Consider the following 23,246-nt stretch of genomic DNA (forward strand, 5'->3'; position numbering starts at 1 on the left):
GAGCCATGCCACGTCACCTCATGGAGCACCCCGAGGACGTCTCGATCGTGCGTCTCGACGGCGGGCAGGTGCCCGAGTTCGACTGGGCCGCAGGGCCGTTCGCGTCACTGACCCGGACCCCGGACGAGACCTCCATCGTGTGCCTCACGGCCGCCGTGCCCGCGGGGGTGCGCACCGAGGGCCCGTTCCGGGTCGTCGAGGTGGCGGGGCCCTTGTCGTTCGGATCGGTCGGGGTCGTCGCCGAGGTCGTCGAGCCCCTCGTCGACGCCGACATCAGCGTCCTCGCCTTCTCGACCTTCGATACCGACTGGGTGCTGGTGCCGGCCGGGCAGACCGACGAGGCCGCCACCGCCTGGCGCCGCGCCGGCCTGATCATCACCCCCACCTCGCTGACCGGAGGATCCTCCTGATGTCCGTCACCACCCCCCTCGGCTTCCGGGCCGCGGGCGTCACCGCCGGCCTCAAGGCCTCCGGAAAGCCCGACGTGGCGGTCGTCGTCAACGACGGCCCGCACCACCACGCGGCCGCGGTCTTCACGACCAACCGCGTGGAGGCCGCGCCGGTCACCTGGTCACGCACCGTCATCAGCGACGGGCGGGCGGATGCCGTCGTACTCAACAGCGGTGGCGCCAACGCCTGCACCGGCGCCCCCGGCTTCCAGGACACCCACCGCACGGCTGAGCACGTTGGTGAGGTGCTCGGGGTGGCGGCCGGCGACGTCGTCGTCTGCTCGACGGGGCTGATCGGCGAACGACTGCCCATGGGACTGCTGCTGCCCGGCGTCGACGCCGCCGTCGAGGCGCTCTCCGTCGACGGTGGGCCGGCAGCTGCGACGGCGATCATGACGACCGACTCGGTCCCGAAGACGGCGACGGCGGTGCGCGACGGCTGGGCGGTCGGGGGCATGGCCAAGGGCGCCGGCATGCTCGCCCCGGCGCTCGCGACGATGCTCGTCGTCATCACGACCGACGCCGTCATCGAGGGCGCCCACGTCGCCGACGACCTCGACGCGGTGCTGCGCTCGGCCACGGCCCTGACCTTCGATCGCATCGACTCCGACGGCTGCATGTCGACCAACGACACCGTGCTGCTCATGGCGTCGGGGGCCTCGGGGGCGACGGTGGCGCTCGCGGACCTCACGGATGCCGTGACGCAGGTCTGTGCGGACCTCGCCCGCCAGCTCATCGCCGACGCCGAGGGTGCCCACCACGACATCGCGATCGAGGTGACCGGGGCGGCATCCGAGGACGACGCGCTCGAGGTCGCGCGCTCGGTCGCACGCAACAACCTCTTCAAGTGCGCCGTGTTCGGCAACGACCCCAACTGGGGCCGGGTGCTGGCCGCCGTCGGCACCACGCAGGCGCTGTTCGACCCGGCCGAGCTGGACGTGTCGATGAACGGGGTGATGGTCTGCCGTGCCGGCGGAGTCGGCGAGGACCGATCCCTGGTCGACCTCACCGCCCGCGAGGTCCGCGTCGTCGTCGACCTGCACGCCGGGTCGGCGACCGCCACGGTGTGGACCAACGACCTGACCCACGACTACGTCCACGAGAACTCCGCCTACTCCACCTGAGCCACCAGATCGCACCGAAGGACACCCACATGCCACCCCCCGACCAGGCTCTGCGCGGCGCCATCGACGCCGCCGCCCTGCGTGTCGCCCAGTCCAAGGCGAGCACGCTCGTCGAGGCGCTGCCCTGGCTCGAACGCTTCCGGGGTGCCCTCGTCGTCGTGAAGTACGGCGGCAACGCGATGATCGACGACGCCCTCAAGGCCGCGTTCGCCCAGGACATCGCGTTCCTGCGCTTCGCCGGCCTGCGCCCGGTGGTCGTGCACGGGGGAGGCCCACAGATCAAGGCCATGCTCGACCGCCTCGGACTGGCGAGCGAGTTCAAGGGGGGCCTTCGGGTCACCACCCCAGAGGTCATGGACGTCGTGCGGATGGTGCTCACCGGTCAGGTGGGTCGTGAACTGGTCGGCCTGCTCAACCAGCACGGACCGGTCGCCGTCGGGCTCTCGGGTGAGGATGCCGGGCTGTTCGGTGCGCGTCGGCGTGGCGTCGTCGTCGACGGTGAGGAGCACGACATCGGTCTCGTCGGCGACGTCGTGCAGGTCGACCCGACGGCCGTCCTCGACCTGCTCGATGCCGGCCGCATCCCGGTCGTGTCGACGATCGCCCCCGACCTCGACGCCGACGGCCAGGTGCTCAACGTCAACGCCGACACCGCCGCTGCGGCACTCGCCGCCGCCCTGGGCGCCCGCAAGCTCGTCGTGCTCACGGACGTCGAAGGCGTCTACGCGAACTGGCCCGACCGGGCGAGCCTGCTCTCCCAGCTGTCGATCACGAGGGCGCGCCGGTTGCTCGAGAGCGTCGACGCCGGGATGATCCCCAAGCTCGAGGCCTGCATCCGGGCCGTGGAGGCCGGGGTTCCCCAGGCTCACGTCGTCGACGGGCGCCAGCCGCACAGCCTGCTGCTCGAGGTGTTCACGTCCGAGGGCATCGGCACCATGGTCCTGCCAGATCGGGAGGTCGACGATGAGTGACGCGTCCACGGCATCCGCCACGACGGCATCCGACAAGGCCAGCGCAGCCTGGATCGAGCGCTACGAGGGCTCGCTGCTGAACCTGTTCGGGCGCCCCCAGCTCGTCCTCGACCACGGGGACGGCGCGTGGGTGTGGGACGTCGACGGCCGGCGCTACCTCGACCTCGTCGGCGGCATCGCCGTCAACGCGCTCGGGCACAACCACCCCGCCCTGGTCGCGGCGGTCTCCAAGCAGGCCGGGCAGCTCGTGCACGTGTCGAACTTCTTCACCTCGATCCCGCAGGTCGAGCTCGCCGAGAAGCTGCTGCACCTCGCGAAGGCACCGGAGGGGTCCGCGGTGTTCTTCTGCAACTCCGGCACCGAGGCCCTCGAGGCGGCCATCAAGCTGGCCCGCCGCACCGGCCGCACCGGCATCGTCGCCGCGGAGGGCGCCTTCCACGGGCGCACCACGGGTGCTCTGGCGCTGACCCACAAACCGGCCTACCGCGAGCCGTTCGAGCCGCTCATCCCCGGGGTGACGCACGTGCCCTGGGGTGACGAGGCGGCGCTGCGATCGGCGCTCGGCCCACAGACGTCGGCGCTGGTCCTGGAGCCCATCCAGGGTGAGGCCGGGGTCCGCCCCGCAGACGGCGACTACCTGCGGCTCGCCCGCGAGCTGACCCACGAGGTGGGCGCCCTGCTCATCCTCGATGAGGTGCAGACCGGCATCGGGCGCACCGGGGCCTGGTTCGGTTTCCAGCACGCGGGAGTCGTCCCCGACGCGATCACGCTGGCCAAGGGGCTCGGCGGGGGAGTGCCGATCGGGGCGCTGATGACCTTCGGCCCGCGCGTGAGCACGATGCTCACCCCCGGGAATCACGGGTCGACCTTCGGGGGCAACCCGCTCGCGTGCGCCGCCGGGTTGGCGGTGCTCGGTGCCATCGAGTCCCAAGGGCTGCTCGAGCACGCCCGGGTGGCCGGTGAGCACCTCGAGCGCCGGGTGCTGGCACTGGGCCACCCCCTCGTCACGGGGGTGCGCGGCGCCGGACTCATGCGGGCCATCACCTTGGCCGCAGACGTGTCGGCCACGGTGGCCGCCCTCGCACGCGAGGCCGGGTTCATCGTCAACCCCGTGGCGCCGGATGCGCTGCGCCTCGTGCCGCCGCTCGTCATCACCACGGACGAGCTCGACCTGCTCATCGACGCCCTGCCCGAGCTGCTCGACGCGGCATCGACACCCAAGGACACCCCATGACCCTGCGGCACTTCCTCGCCGACGACGACCTTTCCGCTGCGGAGCAGCACGAGGTGCTCCAGCGCGCGCTGGCGCTCAAGGCCGCGCCGTTCTCCGACCAGTGCCTGACCGGGCCGCACACCGTGTCGATCCTGTTCGACAAGCCGACCCTGCGCACCCAGGTCTCCTTCGTCGGGGCCGTGGCCCAGCTCGGTGGCTACCCCATGGTCATCGACGGCCGTCTGGCCGGGGTCGGTGAGCGCGAGTCCGTCGCCGACGTCGCGCGCATCCTCGGCCCGCAGTCGGCGGCCATCGTCTGGCGCACCTTCGAGCAGAGCCGGCTGGAGGAGATGGCGGCGGATGCCGGGGTGCCGGTGGTCAACGCCCTCACCGATGACTACCACCCCTGCCAGATCCTCGCCGACCTGCTGACGATCACCGAGGTCAAGGGCGCCACCGCGGGTCTGACGTTCGCCTACCTCGGCGACGGGGCGAACAACATGGCGCACTCGTACCTGCTCGGGTGCGCCCTGGCGGGGATGCACGTGCGCATCGCGACCCCGGCCTCGCACCAACCACGGGCCGACATCGTGGCCCGTGCTCAGCGTCACGCTGCCGAACAGGGTGGCTCCGTCGTCGTCACCGACGACCCCGTGGTCGCGGCGAGCGGTGCCGACGTCGTCGCCACCGACACGTGGGTCTCGATGGGCATGGAGGCCGAGAGCGAGCAGCGCCACGGCGCGGCCAGCCCCTTCGAACCCTTCCGGGTCAGCGAGGCGCTCATGGCGAAGGCGGCGTCGGATGCCGTGTTCCTCCACTGCCTACCGGCCTACCGCGGGTACGAGGTCGACGCCGCCGTCATCGACGGGCCCGCGTCGTTGGTGTGGCAGGAGGCCGAGAACCGCCTGCACGCGCAGAAGGCCCTGCTGTCGTGGCTGATGGAGCAGCACCGCGCCGGGGACGGTCGATGACCATCTCGACGTCGCGGGCCGCCCGTCAGCAGCGGATCGTCGAGATCCTCGCAGCGACCCCCGTCCGATCCCAGACCGAGCTGCTCGACCACCTCGCCGCTGACGGCATCGAGGTCACCCAGGCGACCCTGTCGCGCGACCTCGTCGACGTGGGGGCCGAGCGGGTGCGGGTCGGCAAGAGCCTCGTCTACGCCGTGCCCGGGGAGGGCGGCGACCGCACCGTCCGCGCCGCGACCGATGGTGAGGAGCGCGGCACCCGGCTTCAGTCGCGGTGCCACGAACTGCTCGTGTCGGCCGAGGCCTCGGCCAACCTCGTCATCCTGCGGACCCCGCCCGGTGCCGCGAGCTTCCTCGCCTCGGCGCTCGACCACGCCACGATCGACGGGGTGCTCGGCACGATCGCCGGGGACGACACCATCATGGTCGTGACGCGCGGTGCCTCGGCCAGCCGCGACCTCGTCGACCGCCTCATGGCCTACACGCGAAGGGACCCCCAGTGACCGAACCGACCGATCCGAAGACCTCGAGCGCCCTGTGGGGTGGCCGCTTCGCGGGGGGACCGGCGGACGCCCTGGCGGCGCTGTCGAAGTCGACGCACTTCGACTGGCGGCTCGCCCTCCATGACCTCGCGGGCTCACGCGCCCACGCACGGGTGCTGCACGCCGCGGGGCTGCTCGACGACACCACCCTCGAGGCGATGCTCGACGCGCTGGAGCGGCTACGTGCTGACGTCGAGAACGGCGACTTCGTGCCGGAGCAGGCCGACGAGGACGTCCACACCGCGCTCGAGCGTGGCCTCATCGAGCGCGCCGGGCCCGACGTCGGCGGGCGGCTGCGGGCGGGACGCTCCCGCAACGACCAGGTGGCCACGCTGTTCCGGATGTACCTGCGCGAGCACTCACGGGTCGTCGCCGGTCTCGTGCTCGACGTCGTCGACGCGCTCGTCGAACAGGCCACGCGCCACCTCGGGGTCGCGATGCCCGGGCGCACCCACCTGCAGCACGCCCAGCCGGTGCTGCTGTCGCACCACCTGCTCGCGCACGCGTGGGCGCTGCTGCGCGACGTCGACCGGCTGCGCGACTGGGACGTGCGCGCCGCGGTCTCGCCCTACGGCTCAGGAGCGCTGGCCGGGTCCTCGCTCGGGCTCGACCCCGAGGCGGTGGCCGCGGATCTCGGCTTCGACGGGTCGGTCGAGAACTCCATCGACGGCACCGCCTCGCGCGACTTCGTCGCCGAGTTCGCCTTCGTCGCCGCGATGACGGCCGTCGACATCTCGCGCCTGGCCGAGGAGGTCGTGCTGTGGGCGACCAAGGAGTTCTCCTTCATCACCCTGGACGACGCCTACTCCACGGGGTCGAGCATCATGCCGCAGAAGAAGAACCCGGACGTCGCCGAGCTCGCCCGGGGCAAGGCCGGCCGCCTCGTCGGCGACCTCACCGGCCTGCTGACGACCTTGAAGTCCCTTCCGCTGGCCTACAACCGGGACCTCCAGGAGGACAAGGAGCCGGTCTTCGACGCCGTGGACACCCTCGAGGTGCTGCTCCCGGCGTTCAGTGGCATGGTCGCGACGATGGTGTTCGACACGGCACGTCTGGAATCCCTTGCACCGCAGGGGTTCTCGCTCGCCACCGACATCGCCGAATGGCTCGTGCGGGAGGGCGTCCCGTTCCGGGTGGCCCACGAGGTCGCCGGTGCGTGCGTGCGGGTCTGTGAGGAGCGCGGAATCGAGCTGTGGGACCTCACCGACGACGACCTCACCGCGATCAGCCCGCACCTCACCCACAGGGTGCGCGCCGTGCTGTCCGTGGAGGGCTCGATGTCCTCGCGCTCGGCGCGGGGAGGCACCGCCCCGGTGCGCGTCGCGGAACAGCTCCAGCGGGTCGTCGCCACGGCGGGCGACCACCGCGCGTGGTCGGCGGTCCAGCCGACGGTGCGCTGACGGCATCCGGCCCGTCCCCCAGGCCACACACTGGTGTGGTGATGCCGACCCGCCTGCCCGTGCAGTTCTTCACCCGCGACGTCCTCGTCGTGGCCCGCGAGCTGCTGGGATGCCGGGTCACCCGCGCGGGCGTCACCGTGCGGCTCACCGAGGTGGAGGCGTATGCCGGGGGCACCGACCCGGGGTCGCACGCCTTTCGTGGGCGGTCACCTCGCACCGAGGTGATGTTCGGCCCGGCCGGGCGCCTCTACGTCTACTTCACCTATGGCATGCACCACTGCGCCAACATCGTCACCGGCGAGCCGGGTACGGCGTCCGCCGTGCTGCTGCGGGCCGGCGAGGTCGTCGCGGGGCACGAGCTGGCTGCGGCGCGACGACCGGGGGTGCGCGAGCGTGACCAGGCCCGCGGTCCGGCGAACCTGGCGACGACCCTGGGGCTCACCCGTGCGCACGACGGCCTGTCCCTCGTGGGTGCGCGGGCCGGAGGTCGGGTCGAACCGCCGGTGACTCCGGTCGATGCCGCGACGATCCGTACCGGCCCTCGCGTCGGTGTCAGCGGGGCGGGTGGCGACGGCAGCACGTACCCCTGGCGGTTCTGGCTCGACGGCGAGCCCACGGTGAGTGCCTACCGCGTGGCCAGGACACGGAACGGCACCGTCGGATGATGCGTCGCAGACGTATGAGTCCGCCTCCCGCCGTGGTTCCCACCGCCGCCCTCGTCGTCTGCGCGCTGCTCCTGTCCGCCTGCGGCATCGCCGCCGAAGGTCCCCCCGGCGGGGCCCCCTCCGACTCGGTGGTGGTTGCCACCCCGGTGACGGCGATCCCCCCGGCCGAGGACCCGGTGACGGGTGTGGGCACGGTCATCGAGAAGCCCGACAGCCCGCCGGAGCTGTGCCTGGGGCCGGTGCGAGAGTCGTGGCCGGTGCAGTGCGAGGGCATCGCCCTCAGCGGATGGGACTGGACCGCCAACCCTCCTGACGCGCAGACCGACGCCGGCTCCCCGCTCACCCGGTGGGGGGTCTACGCCGTCGACGGCACGTTCGACGGGGCCACCCTGACCGTGACCGGCGCCGTGTCCCTCGCGCTCTACGACCCGATGGCCGAGCCCAGCACCCCGCCCGCCGCCCCTCCGGACCTCAGCGTCGCGGAGTGGGATGCCGTGGAGGTGGCCGTTCGTGCCGTCCCGGGGCTGATCTCCATCGATCGGGCCGATGGTGCCGACCCGCTGAAGGTCACCGTCGTCCACGACGACGGCACGATCCAGCAGTGGGCAGACCAGTCGTTCGGCTCGGGAGCGGTCGTCATTACCTCTGCATTGCGCTGAAAGCCGCTGTGTAGGAGCGAATCTCGGCACGTAGGCCGGCTGCGACATCGTCAGGTGCGAAGGACGCGTCGACCGCAGCCAGGGCCAGGTCGGCGAGGCCGTCCTCGTCGAGGTCGAGGAGCAGGGCCGCGATCTCGTACTCCCGACCGAGCGTGGTGCCGAACATCGGCGGATCGTCGCTGTTGACCGTGACGACGACGCCGGCGTCACGCATGGCCCGGATGGGGTGCTCCTCGAGCCGCTCGACGACCCGGGTCGCGATGTTGCTCGTCGGGCACACCTCGAGGGGGATCCGGTGCTCGGCGAGGTGCTCGAGCAGGTGGGGGTCCTGCACCGACGACGTGCCATGGCCGATGCGTTCGGCGCCGAGCAGGGTGAGGGCGTCCCACACGGACCGGGGCCCCGTGGACTCTCCCGAGTGGGGCACGCTGTGCAACCCGGCGGCACGGGCGGCGGCGAAGTGTGGGGCGAACTGCGCCCGTGGTACGCCGATCTCGGGGCCGCCCAGGCCGAACCCGACGAGTGCCTCGGGTCGGTGGTCGAGCGCGTACGACAGGGTCGCATCGGCGGACTCCAGGCCCGACTCGCCCGGGATGTCGTAGATCCACCGCAGCACCACACCGTGGTCGCGTTCGGCGGCGACCCGGGCGTCCTCGATCGCCTCGGTGTAGGCCTCGATGGGGATGCCGCGCACGACCGACGTGTACGGCGTCATCGTCAGCTCGGCGTAACGAACCCGTTGTGCCGAGAGGTCGCGCGCGACCTCGTAGGTGAGCATGCGCACGTCCTCGGCCGTTCGCAGCAGCCCGACGGTCGCGAGGTAGACGTCGATGAAGTGTGCGAAGTCGGTGAAGGTGAAGAAGCGGGCCAGGTCCCCCGGATCCCGCGGAACCGGGCTGTCGGGGTGGCGGGCGGCGAGCTCCGCAACGATCCTCGGCGACGCCGAAGCCCACGTGGTGCACGTGCAGCTCGGCCTTGGGCAGGCCGGCGACGAAGGGGGAGACTGTGGGAGCGGGCGCATCGGGGGTGTCGGTCACGGCGGTCAGTGTGCCGGATGCCGTTCGCCACCGGCATCCGCATCGCCCGCGGACGCCCGCCCGTGCGATCAACTTGGCCGTGGCAGGCTGTGGCGTGCGCACGGCATCCGGTCGAGGCGCGACGTGGAGAAGGGAAGCACCGTGAGCGACATCCTCGACGAGCTGCAGTGGCGAGGGCTGGTGGCACAGTCCACCGACGAGTCCGCGCTGCGCACGGCACTCGCCGACGGGCCGATCACGGCGTACTGCGGCTTCGACCCCACGGCGCCATCGCTTCACTTCGGAAACCTCGTGCAGCTGATCGTTCTCCGGCACCTGCAGCGGGCCGGTCACCGCGTCATCTGCCTCGTGGGCGGGTCCACCGGGCTCATCGGTGACCCGCGGCCCAGTGCGGAGCGAGTGCTCAAGACCAAGGAGCAGACCGCGCAGTGGGTGGCCAACATCCGCCAACAGGTGGAGCCGTTCCTCACCTCCGACGGTGAGAACCCGGCCGTGTTCGTGAACAACCTCGACTGGACCGCGCCGATGTCGGCGCTGGACTTCCTGCGCGACGTCGGCAAGCACTTCCGGGTGAACCAGATGGTCAAGAAGGAGGCCATCGCCGCACGACTGAACAGCGACGAGGGCATCTCCTACACCGAGTTCAGCTACCAGCTGCTGCAGGGGCTGGACTACCTCCAGCTCTACCGGGAGTTCGGCTGCACCCTGCAGACCGGTGGCAACGACCAGTGGGGCAACCTCACCGCCGGCTCGGACCTGATCCACCGCGTCGAGGGTGCCTCGGTGCACCTGCTCACGACCCCGCTGCTGACGGACAGCTCGGGGGAGAAGTTCGGCAAGAGCGCCGGCAACGCCATCTGGCTCTCGCCGGAGATGACCAGCCCCTACGCCTTCTACCAGTACTGGGTCAACGTCGAGGACGCCTCCGTCGTCACGCTGCTGAAGGTGTTCACGGACCGGTCGCGCGAGGAGATCGCCGAGCTCGAGCGCCAGGTGGAGCACGAGCCGTTCCGGCGGGCTGCCCAGAAGGTCCTGGCTGCTGACGTCACGACCCTCGTCCACGGTGCGGCGGCCACGGCATCGGTGCAGGCGGCCTCGGAGGCGCTGTTCGGCAAGGGCGACGTGACTGCCCTCGACGCCGCCACCTTGCGCGACGCCACGGCGGAGCTGCCCGGGGGAGAGGTCGCCGTGGGGATGTCCCTCGTGGACGCCTTGGTCGCCGTGGGACTCGTGGACTCGCGAAACGCTGCGCGCCGCGCCATCACCGAGGGGGGCGCCTCGGTCAACGGCGTGAAGTCGACCGACGTGGAGCGCACGATCGCGTCGGGCGACGTGCTCCACGGCAGCGTCGTGCTGTTGCGCCGCGGCCGGAAGTCACTCGCAGCGGGCCGTCTCGCCTGACCGGTAGCCGGTGCACCGGGCCGTCGCGACACGCCCGGGTGCCGGCCGATTTGGTGGGCTGCGCGGAGTCGGTCTACAGTTCTCGACGTCAGCCCGTGAGGGAGCAACGGACGCCAAGCGGTGGGATGCACATCCCGCACCAAGCAGGCCGGTCCCGCGGAGCAGACACCACACCATGACGGTCACCACTTCGGTGGGTCCTCACGGTGGTCCGGCTCAGCCACGTGACGTTCGACCGCCTCAGGGCAGCGAATTTGACCAAGGCGCAACCGGGCAGGTAACTTGGAGTGGTTGCGCCGGGCCGGAAACGCCCAGGCAACACTCCGAACGGCAGCCCCGAATCCACGACTTCGGTCAAGGAGCGGTGCGCGTCCGATCTTTGAGAACTCAACAGCGTGTCAATAATCGATGCCAATATTTTTGTCGTTGGCTCAGGTGTGCTGCTGCTCGTTGTGGGTGGTGGTGGGTTTGGGTTGGCGATGTTTTTCCTTTGGTTGACAATGAATGATCAGCTTTTTGCTGGTTGTTTGTGCTCAGCCGGGTTTGTGACACTTTGTGGTTATGGATTTTCTCGGCCCTGTTGGGGTTGGGGATTTTCGACATCAACGGAGAGTTTGATCCTGGCTCAGGACGAACGCTGGCGGCGTGCTTAACACATGCAAGTCGAACGGTGATCTTGAGAGCTTGCTCTTGGGTGATCAGTGGCGAACGGGTGAGTAACACGTGAGTAACCTGCCCCTGACTCTGGAATAACTTCGGGAAACCGAAGCTAATACCGGATATGACACAGAGCCGCATGGTTTCTGTGTGGAAAGTTTTTCGGTTGGGGATGGACTCGCGGCCTATCAGCTTGTTGGTGAGGTAATGGCTCACCAAGGCGACGACGGGTAGCCGGCCTGAGAGGGCGACCGGCCACACTGGGACTGAGACACGGCCCAGACTCCTACGGGAGGCAGCAGTGGGGAATATTGCACAATGGGCGAAAGCCTGATGCAGCGACGCCGCGTGAGGGATGAAGGCCTTCGGGTTGTAAACCTCTTTCAGTAGGGAAGAAGCGCAAGTGACGGTACCTACAGAAGAAGCACCGGCTAACTACGTGCCAGCAGCCGCGGTAATACGTAGGGTGCGAGCGTTGTCCGGAATTATTGGGCGTAAAGAGCTTGTAGGCGGTTTGTCGCGTCTGCCGTGAAAATCCGGGGCTCAACTCCGGACTTGCGGTGGGTACGGGCAGACTAGAGTGTGGTAGGGGAGACTGGAATTCCTGGTGTAGCGGTGAAATGCGCAGATATCAGGAGGAACACCGATGGCGAAGGCAGGTCTCTGGGCCACTACTGACGCTGAGAAGCGAAAGCGTGGGGAGCGAACAGGATTAGATACCCTGGTAGTCCACGCCGTAAACGTTGGGAACTAGGTGTGGGTCTCATTCCACGAGATCCGTGCCGCAGCTAACGCATTAAGTTCCCCGCCTGGGGAGTACGGCCGCAAGGCTAAAACTCAAAGGAATTGACGGGGGCCCGCACAAGCGGCGGAGCATGTGGATTAATTCGATGCAACGCGAAGAACCTTACCAAGGCTTGACATACACCGGAAACATTCAGAGATGGGTGCCCCGTAAGGTCGGTGTACAGGTGGTGCATGGTTGTCGTCAGCTCGTGTCGTGAGATGTTGGGTTAAGTCCCGCAACGAGCGCAACCCTCGTTCCATGTTGCCAGCAACACTTTTGGGTGGTTGGGGACTCATGGGAGACTGCCGGGGTCAACTCGGAGGAAGGTGGGGATGACGTCAAATCATCATGCCCCTTATGTCTTGGGCTTCACACATGCTACAATGGCCGGTACAAAGGGCTGCGATACCGCGAGGTGGAGCGAATCCCAAAAAACCGGTCTCAGTTCGGATTGGGGTCTGCAACTCGACCCCATGAAGTCGGAGTCGCTAGTAATCGCAGATCAGCAACGCTGCGGTGAATACGTTCCCGGGCCTTGTACACACCGCCCGTCAAGTCACGAAAGTCGGTAACACCCGAAGCCGGTGGCCCAACCCCTTGTGGGAGGGAGCCGTCGAAGGTGGGACTGGCGATTGGGACTAAGTCGTAACAAGGTAGCCGTACCGGAAGGTGCGGCTGGATCACCTCCTTTCTAAGGAGCACTGGCCAGCTCTGTCTGGTCCAGGCCCTGGTTTGCCTCCGAGTGTGGGGCACCGGGTGCTCAAGGGTGGAACATCGATTAGTTGGCACCAGGTGTCGTGTCTGTCGCTAGTACAGCCGGTCACTCGTTCGCGGGTGGTGGGTGTGGAAGGTGGTGGGGGCGGGGTTTGGTGCTTGACACGTTGTTGGGTCCTGAGGGATCGGGCCTTTGTGCCTGTTTCTTCTGGGCTACCCCGAGTGTGGGGTGGTTGTGGGCTGTCATCACGGTTGAACCGCCAGGCTGTGTGTTTGGTAGGCGCCGGTGGTGGTGATGGTGCCGCCCGTATGTTGAGAACTACACAGTGGACGCGAGCATCTTAAAATCTTTGTGCAATCAAGTTTTTAAGGGCAAACGGTGGATGCCTTGGCACCAGGAACCGAAGAAGGACGTAGGAATCTGCGATAAGCCTCGGGGAGTCGATAACCAGACTGTGATCCGAGGATTTCCGAATGGGGAAACCCGGCTGGAGGCAAGTCCAGTCACTCCCGCCTGAACACATAGGGCGGGTAGAGGGAACGTGGGGAAGTGAAACATCTCAGTACCCACAGGAAGAGAAAGCAACCGCGATTCCGTGAGTAGTGGCGAGCGAAAGCGGAAGAGGCTAAACCTTAGTTGTGTGATACCTGTCAGGGGTTGCAGCTAAGGGGTCGTGGGACTTCTTTTGTCAGTGCTGACACGCTGGCGTGGAGTCAAAAATTTGCGTCATAGTCGAAGGGCTTTGAATGGTCCGGCATAGAGGGTGCGACCCCCGTAGACGAAATGTCGTGAACTCCATTGAGAAGCACCCAAGTAGCACGGGGCCCGAGAAATCCCGTGTGAATCTGGCGGGACCACCCGCTAAGCCTAAATATTCCCTGGTGACCGATAGCGGACAAGTACCGTGAGGGAAAGGTGAAAAGTACCCCGGGAGGGGAGTGAAATAGATCCTGAAACCGTTTGCCTACAATCCGTTGGAGCCTCCTTGTGGGGTGACAGCGTGCCTTTTGAAGAATGAGCCTGCGAGTTAGTGCTCAGTGGCGAGGTTAACCCGTGTGGGGAAGCCGTAGCGAAAGCGAGTCCGAAGAGGGCGTTTGAGTCGCTGGGTCTAGACCCGAAGCGGAGTGATCTACCCATGGCCAGGTTGAAGCGACGGTAAGACGTCGTGGAGGACCGAACCCACTTAGGTTGAAAACTGAGGGGATGAGCTGTGGGTAGGGGTGAAAGGCCAATCAAACTCCGTGATAGCTGGTTCTCCCCGAAATGCATTTAGGTGCAGCGTCACGTGTTTCTTGCCGGAGGTAGAGCTACTGGATAGCCGATGGGCCTTACCAGGTTACTGACGTTAGCCAAACTCCGAATGCCGGTAAGTGAGAGCGTGGCAGTGAGACTGCGGGGGATAAGCTCCGTAGTCGAGAGGGAAACAGCCCAGACCACCATCTAAGGTCCCTAAGCGTGTGCTAAGTGGGAAAGGATGTGGAGTTGCATTGACAACCAGGAGGTTGGCTTAGAAGCAGCCACCCTTTAAAGAGTGCGTAATAGCTCACTGGTCAAGTGATTCCGCGCCGACAATGTAGCGGGGCTCAAGCACACCACCGAAGCTGTGGCATTGACACATTGCCCGGCCACCACACCTGCGGGTTGGTGGTCCAAGCGTGTTGATGGGTAGGGGAGCGTCGTGTGGCCAGGGAAGCGGCGGAGTGATCCAGCCGTGGAGGCCACACGAGTGAGAATGCAGGCATGAGTAGCGAAAGACGGGTGAGAAACCCGTCCGCCGAATAACCAAGGGTTCCAGGGTCAAGCTAATCTGCCCTGGGTAAGTCGGGACCTAAGGCGAGGCCGACAGGCGTAGTCGATGGACATCCGGTTGATATTCCGGAACCGGCGAAGAACCGCCCATGACGAACCGAGTGATGCTAAGCGCCTGAAGCCACCACGTAACCATTCCCTTTCGAGGGGGTGGGGTGGTGGTGGAGCGCGCGACCCGACCTTGTAGTAGTCAAGCGATGGAGTGACGCAGGAAGGTAGCCTCCGCGTGGCGATGGTTGTCCACGTCCAAGGGTGTAGGGCGAGCTGTAGGCAAATCCGCAGCTCACATAGCCTGAGACCTGATAGTGACCGCGAATGCGGGAAGCAGGGTGATCCTATGCTGCCAAGAAAATCTTCTAGCGAGGTTCGAGCCGCCCGTACCCCAAACCGACTCAGGTGGTTAGGTAGAGAATACCAAGGCGATCGAGTGAATCGTGGTTAAGGAATTCGGCAAAATGCCCCCGTAACTTCGGGAGAAGGGGGGCCCGGACCCTGAAGTGACTTGCTCACTAGGGTGAAGGGCCGCAGAGACCAGGGAGAAGCGACTGTTTACTAAAAACACAGGTCCGTGCGAAGTCGCAAGACGATGTATACGGACTGACGCCTGCCCGGTGCTGGAAGGTTAAGAGGACCGGTTAGACCTTTTGGGTCGACGCTGAGAATTTAAGCCCCAGTAAACGGCGGTGGTAACTATAACCATCCTAAGGTAGCGAAATTCCTTGTCGGGTAAGTTCCGACCTGCACGAATGGCGTAACGACTTCTCCACTGTCTCAACCGCGAACTCGGCGAAATTGCACTACGAGTAAAGATGCTCGTTACGCGCAGCAGGACGGAAAGACCCCGGGACCTTTACTATAGCTTGGTATTGGTGTTCGGTACGGCTTGTGTAGGATAGGTGGGAGACTGTGAAGCATGCACGCCAGTGTGTGTGGAGTCAACGTTGAAATACCACTCTGGTCGTTCTGGATATCTAACCTCGGTCCGTGATCCGGATCAGGGACAGTGCCTGGTGGGTAGTTTAACTGGGGCGGTTGCCTCCTAAAAGGTAACGGAGGCGCTCAAAGGTTCCCTCAGCCTGGTTGGCAATCAGGTTTCGAGTGTAAGTGCACAAGGGAGCTTGACTGCGAGAGAGACATCTCGAGCAGGGACGAAAGTCGGAACTAGTGACCCGGCGGTGGCTTGTGGAAGCGCCGTCGCTCAACGGATAAAAGGTACCCCGGGGATAACAGGCTGATCTTGCCCAAGAGTCCATATCGACGGCATGGTTTGGCACCTCGATGTCGGCTCGTCGCATCCTGGGGGTGGAGTTGCTCCCAAGGGTTGGGCTGTTCGCCCATTAAAGCGGTACGCGAGCTGGGTTTAGAACGTCGTGAGACAGTTCGGTCCCTATCCGCTGTGCGCGTAGGAAACTTGAGAAGGGCTGACCCTAGTACGAGAGGACCGGGTTGGACGAACCTCTGGTGTGTCAGTTGTCCTGCCAAGGGCACCGCTGATTAGCTACGTTCGGAAGTGATAACCGCTGAAAGCATCTAAGCGGGAAGCACGCTTCAAGATGAGGTTTCCATGCACCATCAGGTGTGAGAGGCTCCCGGCGAGACTACCGGGTTGATAGGCCAGACGTGGAAGTGCAGCAATGCATGTAGCTGACTGGTACTAATAAGCCGACAACTTGATACACACACCAAAAGATTCTTAATGCGTGTTCGCGTCCACTGTGCAGTTCCCGAGATACGGTCGGGAAACCACTGACATCTCCATAGAGTTTCGGCTGTCATAGCGAAGGGGAAACGCCCGGTCCCATTCCGAACCCGGAAGCTAAGCCCTTCAGCGCCGATGGTACTGCACTGGTGACGGTGTGGGAGAGTAGGACGCAGCCGGACAAACATTCACGAAGAGGGCCCACCACACACATGGTGGGCCCTCTTCCACGTTCCCAGACAGGGCCGTCCGCGATTTCCTGTGCCATCAGGTTCAGGCGCCCGTGTCCGCAGGGGCGACGAAGGTCCGTAGACTTGGCCGGCGCACGATGCCGGTGTCGGCAGAGCGGACCGTGCACGCCAGGTGTGCAGAGCCTGCCGCACCCGACGTCGGCCGGTGACGACGGTCAACGTGCGGCCCCGAACAACAGGAGATGATGGCGTGACCGAGGACAGCAGCATCGAGCGCCCGGAGGGCGAGCCCTCGCGGGACGGTGTGTCGGAGCCTCGGCGTGACCAGAGCCGGCCGCCCCGGTCGTCGTCCTCGCGGGACGGTGTGTCGGAGCCTCGGCGTGACCAGAGCCGGCCGCCCCGGTCGTCGTCCTACGACCGTGCCCCCCGGCAGGGCGGTCGATCGGCACCCAGTCGTGGCGGGGCTGAGCGTCGAGGCGGGTCACGACCTGGGGACGACCGACGCGGCGGCGGGCAGCGCAGTGGCGGCCCCGATCGTCGCCGCGATGATCGCAGCGGCTCCGGGTCCCGTCCGCAAGGCCGTGATGGGCGCGACACCGGTCGTGACGGCAAACCCGCCCGAGCTGGCGAGCGCGATGACCGTGGGGGCAGCCGCCTCGCGCCCAAGAGCCCGCGTCTACCCGAACCCCGCATCCCGGAAGAGGTGACCGGCAAGGAGCTCGACCGCGCCGTGCACGAGCAGCTGCGCACCCTGTCGAAGGAGAACGCCGAAGGGGTTGCCCAGCACCTCGTCATGGTTGCCGCAACCCTCGAGGCCGACAACCTCGAAGCGGCCCTGGCCCACGCCGAGACGGCCGTGCGCCGTGCTGGGCGCGTGCCGGCAGCCCGCGAAGCGCTGGGCATGGTGGCCTACAGGCTCGGCGACTTCGCGCGCGCCCTGACCGAGTTCCGGACCCTTCGCCGCCTCAGTGGTTCCAGCCACCTGTTGCCGCTCATGGTGGATTGCGAGCGCGGGCTCGGTCGACACTCGCGGGCCCTTGAGCTGGCAGCCACGCCCGAGGCCCGCACGCTCACGCAGGACGAGCGGCAGGAGCTGGCGATCGTCGTGTCGGGGATTCGTCGGGACCTCGGCCAGGATGACGCGGCACTCATCGCGCTCCAGATCCCTGCGTTGCGACAAGCCGCTGGTCCATCCGTGTGCCGGCTCCACTACGCCTACGCGGACGTCCTGCTCGGTCTCGGCCGTGAGGAGGAGGCGCGCGAGTGGTTCCTCAAGGCAGTCGAGGGCGACACCGACGCGGTCACGGATGCCGTGGAGCGCCTCGAGGAACTCGACGGGATCGTCGTCGAGCTCGGTGAGGACGACGAGGAGGACGGTGCTGAGGTCTCCCAGGCGATGGTCTCCGAGGCGACGGCCGTCCCAGCGGAGGACGTGTGAGCCCGCCGCAGACGCTGGCCGGTCGCTACGCCGCCATCGTCTGCGACCTGGACGGGGTCGTGTACCGGGGCCCGGCGGCGGTGCCGCACGCGATCGAGGCACTGTCGAACTCCACCCTTCCCGTCATCTACGCCACGAACAACGCGTCGCGTACTCCTGAGGACGTTGCCGCCCACCTGCGCAACCTCGGTCTACCCTGCGCTCCTGGTGACGTCGCGACCAGCTCGCAGGCCGGCGCGGGGCTCGTGGCGGACAACGTGCCACCGGGCAGTGGCGTCCTTGCCGTCGGTGGCCCAGGGGTGTCTGCCGCACTGGTGGAGGTCGGACTGGCGCCGGTCGGTCCCGCCGAGGCGGCCGAGCACGACGTCGTGGCCGTCCTCCAGGGGTACGGGGCAGGGGTCACGGCGTCAGACCTCGCGGAGGTTGCGTACGCCGTGCAGGCCGGGGCGACCTGGGTGGCGACGAACACCGACGCCACCCTCCCGACCGACCGCGGGGTCGCACCGGGCAACGGCTCGCTCATCGCCGCGGTGCAGCGCGCAGTCGGTCACACCCCCGACGTGGTCGCCGGAAAGCCGTCAGCACCGCTGTACCTCATGTGCGCCGACCGGCTCGCCGTCGCTGCAGAACGTGTGCTGGCCGTCGGCGATCGGCTCGACACCGACATCGAGGGCGCCGTCGCCGCCGGCATGGACTCTCTCCTCGTCCTGACCGGTGTCGACGATCTCGCTGCCTGCCTCGAGGCGCCACCGCACCGGCGCCCGACCTGGGTTGCGCCCGACCTGCGCGCCCTGAACGTGGACCCGGACACAGAGGGTGACTGGCTCCACGCATTGTCACGAGCAGTGGTCGCCGTCCACCGGGCACGGGACGCTGGAAGCCCTGCCTCGGACATCGCCGCACTGAGTGAGTCGGCCGAGTCCGTGCTCGCAGCGGTCCGCTTTCGGTAGCGTGGGCGGCAGCGGGTGGCCGACGGGGCTGCCAGATCGAGGAGGATCCATGGCCAAGAACTCCATCCAGGGCTACGTCGAACTCGCCTCCGGGCTGGGTGACCTCACCCGAAGCCGGGCGAAGGAGGCGGCTCAGGAGATCATCGCTCTCGCCAGCCAGGACACCTCGCGCAAGAAGCTCGCCAAGCAGGCCAGTGCGCTGGCAGACGACCTGCTCAAGGCGGCCGAGGCCAACCGCAAGCAGATCGTGCGCCTCGTGCGGCGCGAGGTCGACTCCGCCGTCGGCAAGCTCGACGTCGACCGCCTCACCCGTGAGGTCCAGGGACTGGGCGCAACGGTGGCTACCCTGGCCTCCCAGGTGGAGGAGCTGGCCCGAAGCGCCGCCTCCGTCGAGATCCGCGGTGCGGCAACCGTGGTCTCCGAAATCGTCGAGGTCGCCCCTGAGCCGGTGAAGGCCGCGGCGAAGAAGGCTCCCGCACGGGTGGCAAAGAAGGCGCCAGCGAAGAAGGCCACCACGAAGGCGGCTCCCGCCAAGGCGGCCGCCAAGGCTCCGGCTGCCAAGGCGCCGGCGAAGAAGGCCGCCACGAAGGCGGCTCCGGCGAAGAAGGCGAACGCCACCACGGCGAAGGCGGCCGCTAAGGCTCCGGCGGCCAAGGCCGCCGCGAAGGCGCCGGCGAGGAGGGCGACCGCAACGACGTCGGGTCCGGCGAAGGCCGCCGCGAAGGCTCCGGCTGCCAAGGCACCCGCGAAGAAGGCTGCCACGACGTCGGCTACCGCCAAGGCGGCCGCGAAGGCGCCGGCGAAGAAGGCCGCCACGAAGTCTGCACCGGCTGCGAAGAGCACGGCATCAAGTGACTCGCCCGCGACGCAGGCTCCGTCGGCACCGGCATCCGGCAGCACTCCCGCGAGTGACGCGTGAGGTTGCCGGACATCGACGACGCAGCACAGCAGGACCAGCAGGCCGGGCCGCCGGAAACCGGGGACATCGTCATCGACGCGGCGCTGCGCGATCTCGCGAACACCCCCGAGGGCGACCTCGACGGTCAGCTCGAGGCCGGTGAGGCCGTCCACCGCACCCTGCAGGGGCGGCTCACCGACCTCGGCGGCTGACATCGCTCGTCTGGACGCCGAGCTCGTACGGCGAGGGCTGGCCCGCTCTCGGGGGGAGGCGCAGGAGTTCGTCAGGGCAGGTCAGGTCACTGTCGGTGGCTCGGTGGCGGCCAAGCCGTCCCTGCCCGTCGCCGACGACGTCATCGAGGTCGAGGTCTCGGGCCCCCGCTGGGTGGGCAGGGCTGCCCACAAGCTCGACGCGGCGCTGCAGGAGTGGGCGCCCGAAGGCCTCACCGTGCAGGGGCGACGATGCGTCGACGTGGGCGCCTCCACCGGTGGCTTCACCCAGGTCCTGCTCGCTGCCGGCGCAGCGCACGTCGCCGCCGTCGACGTCGGGCACGGGCAGCTCGTGCCCGAGGTGGCGAACGATCCTCGGGTCACCGAGCACAGCGGGACGACGATCCGCGGACTGCAGCCGGAGACCATCGGCGGCCCCGCGGATCTCGTCGTGGCCGACCTGTCCTTCATCTCCTTGACCCTCGTGCTCGCCGACCTCGTCCGGCTCATGGGGGAGCGAGGTGACCTCGTCGTGCTCGTGAAGCCGCAGTTCGAGGTCGGGCGTGGCCGACTGAACAGGCAGGGCGTGGTGACCGACCAGCGCGACCGGACGGCAGCCCTCCACCGGGTCGTCGAGGCGACCCTCGACGCGGGTCTGTTCGTGCACGGCATCCGCCAGAGCCCGATCGCCGGCACCACCGGCAACGTCGAGTACCTCCTGTGGGCCCGGTCGGACCCGTCGGACACAATGAGCGCGGACCGGGTCCGCGAGATCGTTCGCGAGACCACCACCGAGGCACGCGGAGGACGAGCATGACGAGCACCCCGTCGCGTCGCATCCTGCTCGTCACCCACCTCTGGCGGGCTGACGCCCAGGAGCTCGCAGCCGGGGTGGCCACCCGGCTGATCGCCGCCGGCGTGGGGGTCAGCGCGCCCCGGGACGAACTCGTGGACACCCCGCTCGCGCGGGTACCGGGCGTGCTCGCCGTCGACACCGACGCCGACGAATCAGCGGCAGCCGGCTGTGAACTGGTCTGTGTCCTCGGGGGCGACGGCACGATCCTGCGGGGGGCTGAGCTGTCCCGCGGGTCGGGAGTCCCTCTCCTCGGGGTCAACCTCGGGCACGTCGGCTTCCTCGCCGAGGCCGAGCGCGAGGACCTCGACGCGACCGTCGAACGCATCGTGGCCCGGGAGTACCACGTCGAGGAGCGCACGACCCTCGAGGTGCGCGCGGAGGAGGACGGCAGGACCGTATTCCAGTCCTGGGCGCTCAACGAGGTCACCGTCGAGAAGGCATCTCGCGAGCGGATGCTCGAGCTGACCGTCGAGATCGACGGGCGACCGCTGTCGACGTGGGGCTGCGACGGGGTCGTCATGGCCACCCCGACCGGGTCCACGGCGTACGCGTTCTCGGCGGGCGGACCCGTGGTGTGGCCTGATGTCAAGGCGCTGATGCTCGTGCCGATCAGTGCGCACGCCCTGTTCGCGCGACCGGTGGTCGTCGGCCCGCAGTCGCGCTTCGTCGTCGAGGTGCTCGCGCAGACCGACGCCCACGGCGTGGTGTGGTGCGACGGGCGCCGGGCGGTCGGACTCCCTCCGGGCGCGCGGATCCACGTGCGCCGTTCCGACGAACCGGTGCGCCTGGCCCGGCTGAACTCCGGGGGCTTCACTGACCGGCTCGTCGAGAAGTTCGACCTTCCCGTCGAGGGGTGGCGCGGTGCCGCACGCCGCCAGCTGGCTCAGGGGGACGGCTCCCCGTGATCGAGGAGATCCGCATCCGCGACCTCGGCGTCATCGACGAAGCAGTGCTGCCACTGCATCCCGGGCTGACCGTGCTCACGGGCGAGACGGGCGCGGGCAAGACCATGGTCGTCACCGGGCTGGGCCTGTTGCTCGGCGGCCGAGGTGACTCCGCCCTGGTGCGCGCCGGTGCCGACCGCGTCGTGGTGGAGGGGCTGCTGTCGCTGCCCGAGGGCCACCGGGCGCTGGGCCGGGCCGCGGATGCCGGGGCGGATGTTCGCGACGGACTCGTCCTCGTCCGGTCGGTCGGGTCCGACGGCAGGTCCCGGGCACACGTCGGTGGCCGCGCCGCGCCCGTCGGGCTGCTGGCCGAGCTCGCCGAGCACCTCGTCGCCGTGCACGGACAGGCTGACCAGTGGCGGCTGCGCCGCGCGGACCAGCACCGGGAGGTCCTCGACGGCTTCGGTGGTGTCGACGTCGCGACGGCGCTGGCCGAGTACCGCGCGGTCCACGGCGAGCTGATCGACGCGGAAGCCGAACTGGGTGAGCTGCGGGCGGCCGCCGCCGCCCGCGCGCGCGAGGCCGAGACCCTGCGGGTCGGCCTCGAGCGCATCGAGGCCCTGGACCCGCAACCCGGCGAGGACGACGCCCTGCGCCTGGAGTCGCATCGGCTAGGCCACGCCGAGGAGCTGCGTGACGGTGCCGGTGCGGCGCACGACGCGCTCACCGGCGGCGACGACGCCGGTGGCCCCGCGAACCCGGGCGTCCTAGGGGCGCTCGCCACGGCATCAGCGCGACTCGACCAGGTCAGCGCCAGCGACCCTGCCCTGGCCGAGATCGGCACCCGGGTCGATGAGCTGCGCTACCTCGCCGCGGACGTCGCCGCTGACCTCGGGTCCTACCTCGCCGACGCCGACATCGACCCGGCCCGTCTCGAGCAGGTCGAGTCACGCAGGGCCGCGCTGGCCGAGCTGACCCGCCTCTACGGGCCCGGCGTCGACGACGTCCTCGCCTGGGCGCGTGACGCAGCCGTGCGGGTGGCTGACCTGGAGTCCACCACCGACCGCATCGACGAGCTCGCGGCGCGCGTCGAGGTGCTCACCGCCGACCGTGAGCGGGCCGCCGCCACCCTCACCGCGCGTCGCACGGACGCTGCGAGCACCCTCGGGCACCGCATCACCGACGAGCTGATGCACCTGGCCATGGGGTCCGCCACCGTGACCGTGGACGTCGCGGATGCCGGTCGCTTCGGCGCCGACGGGCGCGACGACGTGGAGATCCGGCTCGCGTCGGGGTCGGGCACGGCACCGCGATCGGTGACCAAGGCGGCATCCGGTGGTGAGCTCTCCCGGGTGATGCTCGCCCTCGAGGTCGCGACGGCGACCGAGGCCGCCAGCGTCCCGACGTTCGTCTTCGACGAGGTCGACGCCGGGGTCGGCGGGCGTGCCGCGCTCGACGTCGGGGCCCGCCTGGCCGCTCTGGCCCGCCACGCCCAGGTGATCGTCGTGACGCACCTGGCGCAGGTGGCGGCCCACGCCGACCGACACCTCGTCGTCGAACGCTCGGACGACGGCCAGGTGACCCGCAGCGGCGTGCACGAGGTCGCGGGGGAGGACCGTGTCGCCGAACTCGCGCGGATGCTGGGGGGCTCGGGCACCGACGCCGCGCTCGAGCACGCCCGAGACCTGATGGCTCGCGCTCGCGGCTAGCGCCACGTGGCACGA

General features: G+C 68.2%; 18 protein-coding genes and 3 rRNA genes. 20 read left to right on the plus strand and 1 reads right to left on the minus strand.

Annotated elements, in window-relative coordinates; genetic code table 11:
• Window positions 1-5: 5 nt before the first annotated feature.
• The 9 genes from C8E84_RS01430 to C8E84_RS01470 are packed head-to-tail and all read left to right on the plus strand — an operon-like array spanning window position 6 to window position 7,991.
• Window positions 6-410 (plus strand): ACT domain-containing protein, encoded by a 405-nt coding sequence (locus C8E84_RS01430; RefSeq protein ID WP_159898842.1) that lies wholly within the window; start codon window positions 6-8, stop codon window positions 408-410.
• Window positions 410-1,573, plus strand: a complete 1,164-nt coding sequence (gene argJ / locus C8E84_RS01435) for a bifunctional glutamate N-acetyltransferase/amino-acid acetyltransferase ArgJ (protein WP_159898844.1) — start codon at window positions 410-412, stop codon at window positions 1,571-1,573. Before C8E84_RS01430 ends, argJ begins: the two co-directional genes overlap by 1 nt.
• Window positions 1,574-1,602: 29 nt before the next feature.
• The gene (gene argB, locus C8E84_RS01440; protein ID WP_159898846.1) at window positions 1,603-2,544 is read left to right on the plus strand and encodes an acetylglutamate kinase; all 942 of its coding nucleotides are present in this window, start codon (window positions 1,603-1,605) and stop codon (window positions 2,542-2,544) included.
• Window positions 2,537-3,778, plus strand: a complete 1,242-nt coding sequence (locus tag C8E84_RS01445) for an acetylornithine transaminase (protein WP_159898848.1) — start codon at window positions 2,537-2,539, stop codon at window positions 3,776-3,778. The genes argB and C8E84_RS01445 overlap by 8 nt, the downstream gene beginning before the upstream one ends.
• Window positions 3,775-4,728, plus strand: coding sequence for an ornithine carbamoyltransferase (gene argF, locus C8E84_RS01450; protein WP_159898850.1), 954 nt, complete (start codon window positions 3,775-3,777; stop codon window positions 4,726-4,728). Before C8E84_RS01445 ends, argF begins: the two co-directional genes overlap by 4 nt.
• Window positions 4,725-5,228, plus strand: coding sequence for an arginine repressor (locus C8E84_RS01455; RefSeq protein ID WP_159898852.1), 504 nt, complete (start codon window positions 4,725-4,727; stop codon window positions 5,226-5,228). Before argF ends, C8E84_RS01455 begins: the two co-directional genes overlap by 4 nt.
• Window positions 5,225-6,667 carry an argininosuccinate lyase gene (argH, locus tag C8E84_RS01460; RefSeq protein WP_159898854.1) on the plus strand — a complete coding sequence of 481 codons (1,443 nt, stop codon included), beginning with the start codon at window positions 5,225-5,227 and terminating at the stop codon, window positions 6,665-6,667. The genes C8E84_RS01455 and argH overlap by 4 nt, the downstream gene beginning before the upstream one ends.
• 41 nt (window positions 6,668-6,708) lie before the next feature.
• Window positions 6,709-7,332, plus strand: coding sequence for a DNA-3-methyladenine glycosylase (locus C8E84_RS01465; RefSeq protein WP_159904312.1), 624 nt, complete (start codon window positions 6,709-6,711; stop codon window positions 7,330-7,332).
• A gap of 32 nt (window positions 7,333-7,364) precedes the next feature.
• Entirely contained in the window at window positions 7,365-7,991 is a 627-nt protein-coding gene (locus C8E84_RS01470; protein ID WP_159898855.1) for a hypothetical protein, read from the plus strand.
• Here the strand turns inward: C8E84_RS01470 and C8E84_RS01475 are convergent.
• On the minus strand, window positions 7,972-9,012 hold the full coding sequence (locus tag C8E84_RS01475; protein WP_246196715.1) for an adenosine deaminase: 1,041 nt from the start codon (window positions 9,010-9,012) through the stop codon (window positions 7,972-7,974). The genes C8E84_RS01470 and C8E84_RS01475 overlap by 20 nt on opposite strands.
• A gap of 157 nt (window positions 9,013-9,169) precedes the next feature.
• Here C8E84_RS01475 and tyrS point away from each other — a divergent pair, with 157 nt between their 5' ends.
• The 11 genes from tyrS (at window position 9,170) to recN (ending at window position 23,231) form a co-directional block, all read left to right on the plus strand.
• A complete protein-coding gene (gene tyrS / locus C8E84_RS01480) occupies window positions 9,170-10,429 on the plus strand; it encodes a tyrosine--tRNA ligase (RefSeq protein WP_159898857.1) in 1,260 nt (419 codons plus the stop codon).
• Between the two features lie 602 nt (window positions 10,430-11,031).
• Window positions 11,032-12,564: ribosomal RNA gene (locus C8E84_RS01485) — 16S ribosomal RNA — on the plus strand.
• A 379-nt stretch (window positions 12,565-12,943) separates the two neighbouring features.
• Window positions 12,944-16,075, plus strand: a 23S ribosomal RNA gene (locus C8E84_RS01490).
• A gap of 86 nt (window positions 16,076-16,161) precedes the next feature.
• Window positions 16,162-16,278: ribosomal RNA gene (gene rrf, locus C8E84_RS01495) — 5S ribosomal RNA — on the plus strand.
• Together the 16S, 23S and 5S rRNA genes form the textbook arrangement of a ribosomal RNA operon.
• Window positions 16,279-16,990: 712 nt before the next feature.
• Window positions 16,991-17,725 (plus strand): tetratricopeptide repeat protein, encoded by a 735-nt coding sequence (locus tag C8E84_RS01500; RefSeq protein WP_159898859.1) that lies wholly within the window; start codon window positions 16,991-16,993, stop codon window positions 17,723-17,725.
• Window positions 17,722-18,675 (plus strand): HAD-IIA family hydrolase, encoded by a 954-nt coding sequence (locus C8E84_RS01505; RefSeq protein ID WP_246196716.1) that lies wholly within the window; start codon window positions 17,722-17,724, stop codon window positions 18,673-18,675. The genes C8E84_RS01500 and C8E84_RS01505 overlap by 4 nt, the downstream gene beginning before the upstream one ends.
• A gap of 49 nt (window positions 18,676-18,724) precedes the next feature.
• Entirely contained in the window at window positions 18,725-19,594 is an 870-nt protein-coding gene (locus C8E84_RS17720; protein WP_211675336.1) for a hypothetical protein, read from the plus strand.
• Window positions 19,591-19,785 carry a hypothetical protein gene (locus tag C8E84_RS01515; RefSeq protein WP_159898861.1) on the plus strand — a complete coding sequence of 65 codons (195 nt, stop codon included), beginning with the start codon at window positions 19,591-19,593 and terminating at the stop codon, window positions 19,783-19,785. The genes C8E84_RS17720 and C8E84_RS01515 overlap by 4 nt, the downstream gene beginning before the upstream one ends.
• Entirely contained in the window at window positions 19,733-20,599 is an 867-nt protein-coding gene (locus C8E84_RS01520; protein WP_159898863.1) for a TlyA family RNA methyltransferase, read from the plus strand. Before C8E84_RS01515 ends, C8E84_RS01520 begins: the two co-directional genes overlap by 53 nt.
• The gene (locus C8E84_RS01525; RefSeq protein ID WP_159898865.1) at window positions 20,596-21,543 is read left to right on the plus strand and encodes an NAD kinase; all 948 of its coding nucleotides are present in this window, start codon (window positions 20,596-20,598) and stop codon (window positions 21,541-21,543) included. The genes C8E84_RS01520 and C8E84_RS01525 overlap by 4 nt, the downstream gene beginning before the upstream one ends.
• Window positions 21,540-23,231 (plus strand): DNA repair protein RecN, encoded by a 1,692-nt coding sequence (gene recN / locus C8E84_RS01530; protein WP_159898867.1) that lies wholly within the window; start codon window positions 21,540-21,542, stop codon window positions 23,229-23,231. The genes C8E84_RS01525 and recN overlap by 4 nt, the downstream gene beginning before the upstream one ends.
• Window positions 23,232-23,246: the final 15 nt, after the last annotated feature.

This window comes from Ornithinibacter aureus (assembly GCF_009858245.1).
GTDB classification, from domain to species: domain Bacteria; phylum Actinomycetota; class Actinomycetes; order Actinomycetales; family Dermatophilaceae; genus Fodinibacter; species Fodinibacter aureus.

What these genes read in the sequence shown, in the direction of transcription:
- C8E84_RS01430 (WP_159898842.1), top strand. Translation starts at nt 6, where the DNA reads ATGCCACGTCACCTCATGGAGCACCCCGAGGACGTCTCGATCGTGCGT.
- argJ (WP_159898844.1), top strand. Translation starts at nt 410, where the DNA reads ATGTCCGTCACCACCCCCCTCGGCTTCCGGGCCGCGGGCGTCACCGCC.
- argB (WP_159898846.1), top strand. Translation starts at nt 1,603, where the DNA reads ATGCCACCCCCCGACCAGGCTCTGCGCGGCGCCATCGACGCCGCCGCC.
- C8E84_RS01445 (WP_159898848.1), top strand. Translation starts at nt 2,537, where the DNA reads ATGAGTGACGCGTCCACGGCATCCGCCACGACGGCATCCGACAAGGCC.
- argF (WP_159898850.1), top strand. Translation starts at nt 3,775, where the DNA reads ATGACCCTGCGGCACTTCCTCGCCGACGACGACCTTTCCGCTGCGGAG.
- C8E84_RS01455 (WP_159898852.1), top strand. Translation starts at nt 4,725, where the DNA reads ATGACCATCTCGACGTCGCGGGCCGCCCGTCAGCAGCGGATCGTCGAG.
- C8E84_RS01465 (WP_159904312.1), top strand. Translation starts at nt 6,709, where the DNA reads ATGCCGACCCGCCTGCCCGTGCAGTTCTTCACCCGCGACGTCCTCGTC.
- C8E84_RS01475 (WP_246196715.1), bottom strand. Translation starts at nt 9,012, where the DNA reads ATGCGCCCGCTCCCACAGTCTCCCCCTTCGTCGCCGGCCTGCCCAAGG.
- C8E84_RS17720 (WP_211675336.1), top strand. Translation starts at nt 18,725, where the DNA reads ATGGCCAAGAACTCCATCCAGGGCTACGTCGAACTCGCCTCCGGGCTG.
- C8E84_RS01525 (WP_159898865.1), top strand. Translation starts at nt 20,596, where the DNA reads ATGACGAGCACCCCGTCGCGTCGCATCCTGCTCGTCACCCACCTCTGG.